Source organism: Candidatus Flexicrinis affinis (assembly GCA_016716525.1).
Taxonomy (GTDB): domain Bacteria; phylum Chloroflexota; class Anaerolineae; order Aggregatilineales; family Phototrophicaceae; genus Flexicrinis; species Flexicrinis affinis.
In genome coordinates this window covers 100,170-112,059 of sequence record JADJWE010000001.1, presented here as the reverse complement: position 1 = coordinate 112,059, position 11,890 = coordinate 100,170, and the positions used below count along the sequence as shown (strand labels likewise).

Here is an 11,890-nt window from a genome sequence, read left to right as displayed (position 1 = left end):
TGCGCTTTCATCGATTGGCGGGCAGGTCGGCGTCTGTGAGCACGGTCAGCCTACGCACCCGCCCCTCGTGCGCGAAGATACTCGCGCTCAAGGCTGGGCCCAGCGTTCGACCGTCTACGACTTCTTGCGTGCCGTCAGCCAAGTCAGCGATGATTTTGCGGCGGTCGGCAAGTTGGACAACGACCGGCACCCGGCAGAACGTGAACGCGTACGCCCCGGCGGGGATTTCAGCGTGCTGTTCGGCGTCGGTGACGTCCCGATAGTGCAGCACGGACGGGGCTTGCAGCCGTTCGGTATCGCGCAGCAGCACCGGGTCGAACACGATCTGCCCGTCTTCAACCACGATCCCCAGCTCGCCCAAACGCGTCAAGATTTCCTCTTTGACCGCACCCGTCATGCCGGGTTGTTTGGCGCCTTGATCGCGCGGCGTGTGCGAATACGGATCGAGCGGAAACGCCCCGTACACATCGGGCGATTTGTTGAAGCCGAGACCTAACCGAACGTCGTAGTAAGCGTCGATCAGCGCAGGCAAGGCGTCGCTGCGCAGTTCGGCGGCACGGAACACGTTCTCCTGCACCGCCAGAAGGAGTTTGCTGACCATGTGCCAATAGATGCTGCCGAGTCCTTCATAGGCGAAAAACGATCCGGAACGGCCGGTGAATGTGTCGTGATTGAACACGTGCTCGAACAACGCATGTATCCGATCAGACTCCGCGGCCACCAGTGTGGTCAAGGTCGGGTCAGCGGCGAGGGTGGTCAGAAGCGTGCCTAAATCGCGGGCGTTGCGCAGATCCCCGCCGAAGTGATAGGCGCCAGCCGAATCCCGGGTGATCAGGCGCGGATCGTTCCGGTCGATCAACGTCTGAACCAGCGTCAGGCCGGCTACCGATTCCGCGTCGAACGCATTCTTGGCCATGAAGCCCGGAAGCTCGCGGTCGGGATACAGGATGTAGCTGTGCTGATCTTCGCGGTACATCGGGCTGCGCCGAAGCTGATGCAGCAGCGCGACGGCGTCTTCCGGTGGCAGTACACCCGAAGACATCACGGCAACTTGCCCCTCGAGCATGGGGTACAAGTGCCGGATGCGCGCCGAACCCTCGCTGAGATGGAGCGTGTTATAGGCGTGATAGAGCGCGTCGTCACGCCGGTTAGCCGCGATCGTCCGATCGAGAGCGGACTCTACCGCGCGGAGAAACGCGATAAGCGCCTCAGCGGCCACCTCGACCGTTTCGCCGGAGAGACCGTCCGTGTAGCAGTGCCAGCGATAATCGCTGCCCGCCTTCCCCAGCACATCCAAGACGGCCCGGCGTGTCGCGTCGGTCATCCGGTCTGGGGTGGAGGTGTATGCGGCTAACGTATCTCGAACCGCAGCGTACAGCGCGTGCAGTTCTCGCGTAACGACGAACTGTCCATGCGAGTCCGCCACAAGACGCTTGAAAAACTCGACAAAACGGCGCAAATAGGCGGTCGTCACAACCGACAGCCCCTTGCCCACGAGCGCGTTGTTGGCGTCGTTCCATTCCGGGCGCTGGGTGTTCATCCAAATGCCGCCGTCCGGCACAAAGTTCGACAGCTTCGCCAACAGCAGGTTCAGCAGCTTTTCGGCCAACGTCGTGTGGACAATTCGACCGTTCTGGTTGTGCAATAGCTTGCCGTCGGTGCCGCGTTCGCGCACCCGCTTTTCGATCGCTCGTTCCGCGTCCCAGTCGAAGTCGATTGTCGCGTACGGATCTTGTACGATCCGCTCGTACGGCTTGATACGATACGGCACGTCCGCGGTGGCGAAAATCGGGCGCGTCAGCAGGGACCGCAGCTTGCCGGGGTAGAAGCGCTCGCAAACCTCCATCAGCTTCTGCAGATAGATGATCTGATGGTCGCTCCAATAGCCGATATTGGCCCACGCGTTGTTCGGCTCCGGCACTTCCCAGTCGATGCCATCGCGTGTGATCCGGTAAGGGTTGTAGCCGTCGATCGTTGTCGCGTTCAAGAACACGTGCAGCATTGACTCGACGAATCCGGGGTATGCGAAGGCCAGCGCCTCCCAATTCTGGAAGATATCGCGCCAGTTGCCTTCGTAGCTGAGCTGTGGCGATCCGTCCGCATTGTTCAGGCGAATGTCAAAACGGTTCCATGGCCGGCTCGGATCGCCGTGCCGGCGGCTAAAAGTCAGCGGCAGATAACTGGTGCACAGCCGAACGACGTCTGGATCGCGCTGATCCGCTGCGATCTGATGAAGCGTCTGCACGGTGAACCGGTCCGGCAGCGCATCGAAGAATCCGGATGCACGATCGGACAGCGCGTGATCGTGCGTGCGAACGAACGCCATCAGATCGGACTTGGCGATCCAGTACCGGTCGATGAACGTGCCGCCGCGCATCACGTTGTAGAGGACATTTGCGAAGTGGTGTTCGGTGCTCAGCGGGTCGCCGGACACTTGATGCCCGTCTGCACCGGCGACGATCTGCGCGAGCCGATCGCTGGATTGCGCGACGTCCTGTTCCACGAGATCGCACAGATCGCCGGCGCTCGCGCGCAGTAGCTGGCTCAGATTCGCGACCATTGCGCCGTCTTGATGGACCTCGGCCACGAGATGCCACGTGCGCTCGGTACGGGGAGCCATCTCAAACGACGAGTGGACGAAGTACGCGCCGCGCTTGCCGCGGATATCGGCCTCAGTGTGGACGGCACGGCCCGTTCGCGCCGCATCAAGCTGCGATGTGGACAGCAGATAGGCGTCAGGGACTAGCCCGACCTGCCAGACCGTGTTGGCGCGCAGCGCTTCACTCGGCTCGGCCAAGTCGGTCAGGCGGGAACTGAGCGAGAACAGGCCCAGTCCTGTGGCGGCGTCCAACTCGCTGCGTTTGTACGCATCCAACAGCACGCTGAATTCGTTCTGGCTCGCTGCCGTGACTTGCGCCGGCAGGATGTTCTGCAGGCCGTCGGTGATCGTGACGGCAACAGACGCGTCTCGGTCGTTGACAAGCCAAGCGGTCTTGACGATGCCAAATCGCGCGCTTGTGCGCCATGCGTAACGGAAGGCGAGCCCGAGGTCGGCGTTGACCTCCTCGAAGATCAGCGCCGTTCCCCGGACATTCTTGTACAGGGAGCGCGTCAGCGCGTACGGGCTGTAACGACGCTGGATGAACGGCTCCCACAGAGCGTTCTTGCCGTCCGGATCGACACGGATGATCGTGCGGCTGCCGGTGTTGTCGGCGTTCTCCGCGATGCGGTCCTCCGTGTAATACGGAAACAACGCCCGATTGGCGTTGACACGACCGGCGGTTAGACCGCCGGTCGTCGAGACAAACAGCCAATGATCGGCACTGCTCACCACGGTGATAAAGAACGGTGCCATGTGGTCGTAGCTGCCGATACGGTAGTAGGTCTCACCATTCAGTGTGACCAACGACCCTGTTACGCCCTCGGAACGATCACGGTGATGGACCTGACGATGATCGCTGTTTGCCATGAGCTTTATTCCTTTACGGCGCCTTGCGTTAACCCGGAGATGATGTATCGCTGCAGGATCAAGAACAGGATGACCATAGGAATGGCCATCAGCACGACACCAGCAGCGAGGACCGGCCAGTTAAATCCGTAGACCCCTTGAAACACGATCATGCCACGCGTGATCGGATAGAAGTCTTGGTTGGTGAGGTAGATTGTAGCGAGGATCAGCTCGTTCCAGATGCCGATCGCGTGCAGCACGATAACAGTTGCGATGACCGGCCGAGCCAGCGGGAACACGATCGTCATCAAGAACCGCAGGTAGCCGCACCCGTCCATGGCCGCCGCTTCGTCCAGTTCTCGCGGCAGGGACTTCAGGTAGTTGACCAAGATGATGATTCCGACCGGGTTGGTCACCAGCAGCATGATGTAGCCCGTGCGCGTGTTATACAGCCCCAGATTTAAGATCAACTGGAACTGTGGGATCAGCGCCGGAGGCAAGAACAGAGCGATCACGAACAACAAGAAGATCGCATTGCCTCCCCGGATATAACCGCGCGCAATCGGAAAGGCGAGAAACACCGCCGTGATGACGTACACGGCCGTTGCAGTCGCTGCATACAGCACCGTGTTTGCTAGGTACTGCGTGAAGTTGGCCCTCTCCCATGCTTCGGCATAGTTCTCGAGCTGGATGGTCGCCGGCAGCGCCGTAGCATTGCGGTTGAACTCGCGCTGGGTCATAAACGACGTATTGACCAGCATCGCCAACGGGCCTAGATAGGCCGCCGCGAGAACCAGCAGGATCGCATACGAGCCAAGCGTCCCCAGCGAGAAGCGCCGCTTCCGGGGTGGCTGCGGGGTGTCGAGCTTCAGCAAGCCGTCTTCCTGAACTACTGCTGTGGTGTTCATCCGAGTAACCGTGCCTCTCTGCGGCGCAGCACGTATTGCGTCGTCATGCCGATCACAAGCACCAGCAAGAACAACACGATCGATGCCGCGGCGGCATATCCCTGACGAAATGCATTCGTAACGCTGCCGGACGTCTGCCCGAAGCCTTGTGCGTAGATGACGTAGCCCAGAACCTGCGTACCCTGTCGATACCCGATGAGCACGAGGAACAACTGCCACGCTTGCAGGGAACCGATGATGTTGAGGATGAGGTTGGTGTTGACGCTGGGCGTCAGCAGCGGCCATGTGATGTGCCGGAAGCTTTGCCAGCGCGTTGCGCCGTCGACTTGTGCCGCCTCATAGAGATCGGTCGGGATCGTTTGCAGCCCGGCGATGAAGATGATCATGGTGATGCCCATGTTCGCCCAAATCTGGACGACGATCACCCACCAGAATGCGCTCTGCCCTCCTAGGAATTCGGAGTAGCCGCCGAGCGCCTCCACTATCCGGGATGCCGGCCCTCCTAGGGGATAGAGGAACAACGTCCAGATCAAGCCCTGAATGACCACGCCAAGGATGACGGGCATAAAGAACAGTGTTCGAAAGAATCGAGTCCCCGGCAGCCCTTGCGACAAGAGCACCGCCACCAGCAATCCCAACCCAAACTGAACGCTTGAGACGACGGCACAAAAGACCAGTGTACGCCCCAGCGCATCGATGTTGTCACGGGCCGCTTGGCCGGCGAACAAGAATTCGCGGTAGTTCTCCCAGCCGACCCAGTTGATCGGTGCGCCTGCAACACCTCGTGCGTCCGTGAACGAATACACCGCGGTTGCAAGCGAAGGTCCCAGCGCGACCAAAAAGTAGAAGAACAGCCCCGGTACGATAAGAAGGTAGGGAGTCCACCTCTGCCAACCTTTGCCGAATGGATACACCATGGCGTGCGCCCTCCTCGAGCTACTGTGCTGTGAGAGGCTGAGTAACCACCCTCCATAGCGGCGGGTGGTTACTCAGCGCAGCGGTTAACTTAGGCGTTAGTCGCCGGCAACTTCGTCGAGGCCGGACTGCAGGTCAGCCTGCGCCCGATCCGCCAACTCAGCGGCGTCGTCCCATTCATTGAACGGGGCGAAGAACGACGCAAACGGGGATGCCCACTGGCCGGTACCGGTCGGTGCCACCCAGTACTGCTCGTATCCCACGCGGAAGTTGTCCAGATAGACGGCGATTTCCTGACCGATCTGGGTATCGAGCGTGGCCGTCGGCTGCGTCGGAATAAATCCAACGGCATTGGCAAACGCCTGATAATTCTCCGGCTCGGAGAACTCCGACAGGTAGAGGAGTGAGGCTTCGACGTTCGGCGAGCCGGCCGCGATCGCCCAGCCCTGATCGTACTTGCCAAACCAGCCTGCGTTGGCTTCGGGGTCGTCACTGCCCGGGAAGGGGATGTATCCCCACTCGAAATCAGGCTCGGCCGCGTCAATCGCCGAGGCGTACCACGAACCACCGGGGAACATCGCAACGGCGCCCGACGCGAAGCGACCGGGGGCAGCGTCACCGGGGATGCCGCTCGCGCCGCGTTCCATCATGTTCTGCGCATAGACCTTCATGCGTTCCCACATGACCAACGACTGCTCGTCGTTGAACTTGATATCGCCGGTCCACAGCCCTTCGACATACGCGGCCTGATCCGGGAACAGTGAACCCAGCAGACCGTATGCGCCGACGAAGATCGGCCAACCATCGGCGCCGCCAGCCGTCATACAGCCGATGCCTTCACTCGTGAAGACTTCGCACGCTGCAACAAGTTCGTCCCATGTGGTCGGAATCTCGACGCCGAACTCAGCGAACATGTCCTTGTTGTAGTAGATACCGCTGTAGACCACGCGGCCAAGGTTGATGGCGTAGACCGAGTCGCCATACATGCCGGAATCGCGGATCGCGACCGGATCGTAGTTCTCAACGAACGGCTGGCCGGTCAGATCGAGCAGCAACCCTGCTTCGATCATCACCTGCCAGTTGGGCGGCGTCGCGCCGCTCATGTAGGGCTGAACGCTGTTGGAAAACCCGAAGATGTCGATGACGTCGATGTCACCAGCAGACAGGCGCGTCTGGGTCACGGTCGCGAGATCGTTGGCGTTCACGACTGCCATGTCGATCGTGATGTTCGGGTACTTCTCGGTGAATGCCGTGTTGAACTGCTCCATGAACTCCACCATCGGCGGGTTCTGATGCACGAGGACGCGAAGCGTGACCGCGTCTTGGGCGGCGACCTGCACACCGAGCACGAGGATCAGGCTCAGTGCTACGATGAAGGCGATCGGACGTAGCTTGTTCATTTGTTTCTCCATTCAAACTCATTCTGCCTTGCCGTGGTGGTGAACCATGTGATGGTGACGACTTTTCCCATAGCACTCCTTTTGAACGTCTCCTTCGCGTTGGGGTTATCGACCGGCAATGGTGCTGCCTGAGGTCGAGCTTGAAAGCGCTCTCAAAAACGCCGAAAAAACGTAGGTGATGTGTCTCCAGCTCATCTTGATACAACCTGCTAGTCAGCTGAAGCGCGCCGCCTCGATATCGCTTTCACTGCATTTGTCCGCTTTGAAAGCGCTCTCAAAACCTCCGAAAAAAACACGGTCACCGCGTTAGCTCTCCCGAACCACCAGTTCTACGGGGAGCACGCGCGACGCGAGCGCATCATGCGGCTTCGCAATTGCATGCATTAACATCTCGACGGCGATCGGCCCTAACTCGGCGATCGGCTGGTGCACGGTGGTCAATGGCGGTTCCGCGTGGCTGGCTTGCGGCAGATCGTCGAAACCGACCACGGCGATGTCCTCGGGGATGCGCAACCCGGCCTCACGGATCGCCCGCTGCGCACCGAGCGCCATGATGTCCGACGAAACGAAGACCGCATCGGGGGACTCCTTCAAGAGCGCCTTCATGGCCCGGTAGCCGCTCTCCTGCGTAAAATCGCCTTCAGCGACAAGGCGCTCGTCGTACGGGATGCCATTCGCCTTGAGCGCATTCAGGTACCCGAGATAGCGGTCATCGCCCGCTGTGTTGTAACGCGCGGTGACTGCGGCAACGCGGCGCCGACTGCGCTTGATGAGATGGTCCGTCGCCAGCATCGCCCCCGCTTCGTTATCCACATTGACGAACGGCACGTGCACGCCCGGCTCAGGCTTGCCGATGAACACCAGCGGTACGCCATGTTCCACAAGCTGCTCGACAAATGATTCTTCGCGCCGGTCCGCCGTAACGATCACCCCATCCACAAGGTCCGCGTTGAAAATCGACTTTGCGATGCGCTGTTCTTCGTCGATGGAGTGGAAGAGGAAGAGCGCGAGCGTGAGATCGTTTCGGTTCGTCGCGCTGGTTATGCTGTTGATGAGGTACAGGAAGTAGGGGTTGGTCAGAATGGTGCTGGCCACATGGGGAATGACCAACCCGATCACGCCGGATCGATCAGACGCGAGCGATCGCGCAATCTTGTTTGGGCGAAACCCGGTCTCGCGGATAACCTGTTGTACGCGCTCTCGAACATCTGGTGTGATGTGCGGATAATTATTGATGACGCGCGACACGGTGGCGCGTGAAACGCCGACCTGTTTGCCGATATCCTCAAGAGTTAGTTTGCGCGTTTGCTTTTTCACGGTATAGTTTTGAGAGCGCTCTCAAATGTTTCTCACAGTATAGAATCGATTTCTGGAGTTTGTCAAATTTCCGACTCGACCACCTAGAAACAGCACCGTTCGCCTTTGCGCTTTCGCACTGAAGGATTACCGGCAATGTCCATTCATCACAGCTTGTTGGATGTGCAGCAATACACCGGAGAGGGTTACCGGCCGATCGTCGACTATGGGGCATGGCGCGTGGCTATTCTGCGCTATCACCCCGAGCTTGAACCTGATGCGATCAGTACGATGCAACGTCACGACGAAACCGACGAGGTGTTCGTCTTGCTTGAGGGCCACTGCATCCTGTTTATCGGCGAAGGGGCAGACGGCGTCACGGCGGTCAACGCAGTGGACATGGAGCCGAAGCTCGCCTACAACGTCAAGAAAGGCGCGTGGCACACGCACACGCTGTCCCACGACGCCACCGTCCTGATTGTCGAGAATCGAGACACACAGGCCGCAAACTCACCAACAATTCCCCTCAGTGCAGCCCATCGCGCAAGGGTCCGGGAGCTGACGGCCCAGCTCTGGCGATGAGATCAGCGCACGGCCTGTCGATCCGGAAGACGGCGGCCGTGACACTTCTTGAATTTCAACCCACTGCCGCACGGGCACGGATCGTTGCGCCCGGCCCGCGCGAAAGCGGCCTGAAGCTTCTCGCCTTCTTGCTGCATGTACAGCATCACGTTGGCAGGCGGACGGCGGTGCGCCAACTCGTTCGCCATAAAGCGCATCGGGCGGTCGATGTGCGTGAAGAACGCCTTGAACCCCGCGCACAGGTAATTCAGCCCATCTTCGCCATCCGGCGTCCGGATGAAGCGGTCTTTTGGGCACCCACCGTTACAGATGAACCGCACGTCGCACTCGCGGCAGTACTGCGGCAAGCTATCGCGCTTGGCGAGGCCGAACGCGCGCTGCTTGTCGCTGGTGACGATCTCGCTGAGCGGAATATCGACGATGTTGCCGACCAAATGCATCGGCTCGACAAAGTGATCGCACGAGTACACATCGCCATTGTGCTCCATCGCCAGCGCCGTGCCGCACGTCTCCTCGAAGATGCATAGGCCGGGGCTATGCCCTGACCACCCCGCCAGCGCCACGTCGAAGATCTGCACGTAGACGCGTCCGACATCGCGCCGCACCCATTCATCAAAGATGCGGATCAAGAACCTGCCGTACTGCTCCGCGCTGACCGAACGGTCGGTGACCTGATTGCCCTCCTGAAACCCTGTCGCGTTGTCGCGTTCCACAATTGGGATGAACTGGATGAACGACGTCCCGACCTCGTCACGGAGAAAACGATAGATCTCCAGCGGGTGATCGGCATTGGCCGCGTGCACGGTCGTCAATATATTGAACTCGACGCGATGCTGCTGAAGCAGACGGATGCCGCGCATCACGCGGTCAAACGTGGGCGCGCCGCCCTTGTCGACCCGATACGCGTCGTGCAGCGCCTGCGGCCCGTCGAGGCTCGCGCCGATCAGGAAGTTGTTCTCAGCGAAAAAGCGGCACCAGTCGTCGTTCAACGTCACGGCGTTGGTTTGCAGGGCGTTGAAGATGCGCATTCCGGGACGCTTGTGCTTTTGCTGGTAGGCGACCGCCTGCCGATAGAAGTCCAGTCCCATCAGTGTCGGCTCGCCACCTTGCCATGCAAACGTCACCTCAGGCACTCTATGCGCCTCGATGAGTTGGCGGGTGTATTCCTCGAGCAGCGTTTCGCTCATGCGGAAATCACTGTCGGGATACAGGCGTTCCTTGCTGAGAAAGTAGCAGTACTTGCAATCGAGGTTGCAGATCGCCCCACGCGGCTTGGTCATTACATGGAAGGCGGGGACAGAGGGTGAGAAGTCGGTCATGTCGCTCCCATTGCCATCAACCCGTCAGCAGTTCGCCAAACGATCAGCGTAAGCCGAGTATCGCATATCGTCGATCACAGCGCCGTCTCGATCAGTTTACGAACCTGCGGATCGCTGCAGAGGATGCGCACGTTGTACAGCACGGCCCGGAACAACCTGCGCGCGATGATGAACGCCATGTCGCTGTCTTGGAGTTCGATACACTGGCAAATCTGCCGGTGATGCTGGAGCGCCTCGGCAGAACTGTGCGTCCACGGAAGGTTGACGTGGGGAGAACTAAGTGCGAGCCGCGTCGCCGTAAGATCGTGCAGGTTGGACCGGAAGATCTCGTTCACACGCATCGCGATGCTCTGGAGGATCGGACTGCGGCATATCCTGTGCAGGACGATGTACCACTCGCCGATCGCGCGGTCCCAGTCCTCGATGTCGCCCTGCTGACTTGCCTCAAGCTGCCTGAACGCGGCCCAAACCTGCTTGTGTTCCTCCGGGGTCGCATTGAGGGCAACGTTCTCGATCACCGCAGGATTGATGACTGCGAACGCTTCATACAAGTACAGAAGGACATCCGCGCGGTTCTGCTTATTGGACAACGCCCATGCGATCACGTCGCCGTCGATCCACTGCCACTCACTGCGTGGGTTGACGGTCGCGCCGACATTGCGGCGGGACGACAACAGCCCGCGCGCGGCCAGCCCTTTGACGGCTTCGCGGATGACCGTCCGGCTGACGTCGTAATGATCGGCCAGATCGTTCTCACGTGGAAGCACATTCCCCGGCAAGTAATGGCCCAGCACAATCTTCTCGCCGAGATCGTACAGAATTCGCTGGCGCAAGTTCAAACGACTACGCATGATCAGCCTCTATTTGTATGATTTTTATGCCAACATTCACACCCGCAACCGACATACACAACCATCATACAACACATCGCAAGCTCAAAACGAATCGCCAGAAAGCAACCACGCCAATTTCTTGACAACCGACTTGGAGGATAAGTATGATTTATCAAGAAGTATATTGTAGCCCGGTTTACAACAAATGAACTATCTTCTGCGGCGTCTGGGTTTTTACTTGATTGCGGCGCTGCTTGCCATCATCATCAATTTCTTCCTGCCACGCATGATGGCCGGCGACCCGGTCGACGTGATGCTCGCCGGGTTTGACACATCTTCGCTCACGCCGGAAGCCATCGATCAACTGCGCGAAGCATTTGGCTTCATCGATGCGCCGCTTCCCGAGCAGTTCGTCACTTACGTCTCGAACATCCTGCAAGGCAATTTCGGCGTCTCAGTGTCGCGTTATCCCACGAAGGTCGTCGACATCCTCGGAGTCGCACTGCGCTGGACGCTCTTAATGACCGGCACAGCGCTCGTCCTCACCTTCAGTGTGGGCGTGCTACTCGGCATCCAGGCGGCATGGAAGCGCGGTGGATTCGTAGACACCTACGTGCTGCCGTTCGGCGCCATCATGGGGGCAATCCCGTACTTCTGGGTCGCTCTGATTGCGTTGTACGTGTTCGCGCTGCAGCTCGGTTGGTTCCCGCTCGGACGGGCCGAGGCCAGCGGAATCCCGGCCGACTGGTCGAACCCGAACTACGTCATGGGAGTCGTGTATCACCTCGCGCTCCCGGTCCTGACGCTGCTGATTGCCGGATTCCGCAGTTGGATGATGGGCATGCGCAACAACATGGTGGCGGTCATCGCGCAGGATTACATCACCATGGCGATCGCGAAAGGGCTGCCCGATCGCCGAGTCAAATACCAGTACGCAGCACGTAATGCGATCTTGCCAAGCTTGACGGGCTTCGCGCTCGCGCTCGGCTTCTTGTTGGGCGGGTCGCTTCTGACGGAGGTCGTCTTCTCCTACCCCGGTGTTGGCCTTACGCTGCTCAACGCGGTCAACACGCGCGACTATCCGGTCATGCAAGGCATTTTCCTGATCTTGACCATCATGGTACTGCTCGCCAATTTCATCGCCGATTCGTTGTATATCCTGCTCGACCCACGCACCCGTTCATAGAGT

General features: G+C 59.6%; 9 protein-coding genes. 2 read left to right on the top strand and 7 right to left on the bottom strand.

The window, feature by feature from the left end; all coding sequences use genetic code 11:
• Window positions 1-7: 7 nt before the first annotated feature.
• From IPM16_00390 to IPM16_00370, 5 genes are all read right to left on the bottom strand, one after another.
• On the bottom strand, window positions 8-3,469 hold the full coding sequence (locus IPM16_00390) for a hypothetical protein (protein MBK9121565.1): 3,462 nt from the start codon (window positions 3,467-3,469) through the stop codon (window positions 8-10).
• A 5-nt stretch (window positions 3,470-3,474) separates the two neighbouring features.
• Window positions 3,475-4,356, bottom strand: coding sequence for a carbohydrate ABC transporter permease (locus IPM16_00385; protein MBK9121564.1), 882 nt, complete (start codon window positions 4,354-4,356; stop codon window positions 3,475-3,477).
• The gene (locus IPM16_00380) at window positions 4,353-5,273 is read right to left on the bottom strand and encodes a sugar ABC transporter permease (protein ID MBK9121563.1); all 921 of its coding nucleotides are present in this window, start codon (window positions 5,271-5,273) and stop codon (window positions 4,353-4,355) included. The genes IPM16_00385 and IPM16_00380 overlap by 4 nt, the downstream gene beginning before the upstream one ends.
• Before the next feature lie 96 nt (window positions 5,274-5,369).
• Window positions 5,370-6,671, bottom strand: coding sequence for an extracellular solute-binding protein (locus tag IPM16_00375; GenBank protein MBK9121562.1), 1,302 nt, complete (start codon window positions 6,669-6,671; stop codon window positions 5,370-5,372).
• A 306-nt stretch (window positions 6,672-6,977) separates the two neighbouring features.
• A complete protein-coding gene (locus IPM16_00370; protein MBK9121561.1) occupies window positions 6,978-7,988 on the bottom strand; it encodes a LacI family DNA-binding transcriptional regulator in 1,011 nt (336 codons plus the stop codon).
• A gap of 135 nt (window positions 7,989-8,123) precedes the next feature.
• Between IPM16_00370 and IPM16_00365 the strand changes: the two genes are divergently transcribed.
• Window positions 8,124-8,549, top strand: a complete 426-nt coding sequence (locus IPM16_00365; GenBank protein MBK9121560.1) for a hypothetical protein — start codon at window positions 8,124-8,126, stop codon at window positions 8,547-8,549.
• Between the two features lie 2 nt (window positions 8,550-8,551).
• Here the strand turns inward: IPM16_00365 and IPM16_00360 are convergent, their stop codons facing one another.
• Together IPM16_00360 and IPM16_00355 are read right to left on the bottom strand one after the other, a co-directional pair.
• Window positions 8,552-9,868, bottom strand: coding sequence for an anaerobic sulfatase maturase (locus IPM16_00360; GenBank protein ID MBK9121559.1), 1,317 nt, complete (start codon window positions 9,866-9,868; stop codon window positions 8,552-8,554).
• 74 nt (window positions 9,869-9,942) lie between these two features.
• A complete protein-coding gene (locus tag IPM16_00355) occupies window positions 9,943-10,719 on the bottom strand; it encodes a FadR family transcriptional regulator (GenBank protein ID MBK9121558.1) in 777 nt (258 codons plus the stop codon).
• 187 nt (window positions 10,720-10,906) lie between these two features.
• Here IPM16_00355 and IPM16_00350 point away from each other — a divergent pair, with 187 nt between their 5' ends.
• Entirely contained in the window at window positions 10,907-11,887 is a 981-nt protein-coding gene (locus IPM16_00350) for an ABC transporter permease (GenBank protein ID MBK9121557.1), read from the top strand.
• Window positions 11,888-11,890: the final 3 nt, after the last annotated feature.